This is a genomic window from Blautia sp. CAG:257, assembly GCF_000433815.1.
Taxonomy (GTDB): domain Bacteria; phylum Bacillota; class Clostridia; order Lachnospirales; family Lachnospiraceae; genus Blautia_A; species Blautia_A caecimuris.
Genome location: NZ_HF999123.1, coordinates 1,723 through 2,173 on the forward strand (window position 1 = coordinate 1,723; position 451 = coordinate 2,173).

Genomic DNA, 451 nt, shown 5'->3' on the forward strand with positions numbered 1-451 from the left:
TGAAAGAAAAAATGCAGCATTTCTCGGAAGAGGAATTGTTCTGAATAAATTTACAGGAGCCAGAGGAAAATCAGGTTCTAATGATGCAAATGCAGAATATGTTGCAAGAGTACGGAAGATTTTTGATGACCATGAGATCGCTTTCCAGACTGCAGAGCTTGGAAAGGTAGATGTAGGCGGAGGCGGAACCATTGCCTATATTGCGGCTCTTTACGGAATGGAAGTTATTGACAGCGGTGTGGCTGTGCTGAGTATGCACGCTCCATGGGAGGTAACCAGCAAGGCTGATATTTATGAGGCGAAAAAAGCATACAAAGCCTTCCTGCTTGACGCATAAATAATGTTTTTGTGCAGCAGCAATTTTATACCGGAATATTGAAGTGTTTTGGCGTCTCTTTCCGTTTTATTTATTGATGAGGGAATCATCTGGATTTATGAAACAGACGGAAAG

Annotated in this window: 1 pseudogene; it reads left to right on the plus strand. The window is 41.9% G+C overall.

Annotated features, from left to right (window positions below):
* A pseudogene (locus QVP40_RS13295) lies at positions 1–337 on the plus strand (aminopeptidase); the annotation flags it as partial.
* Positions 338–451: the final 114 nt, after the last annotated feature.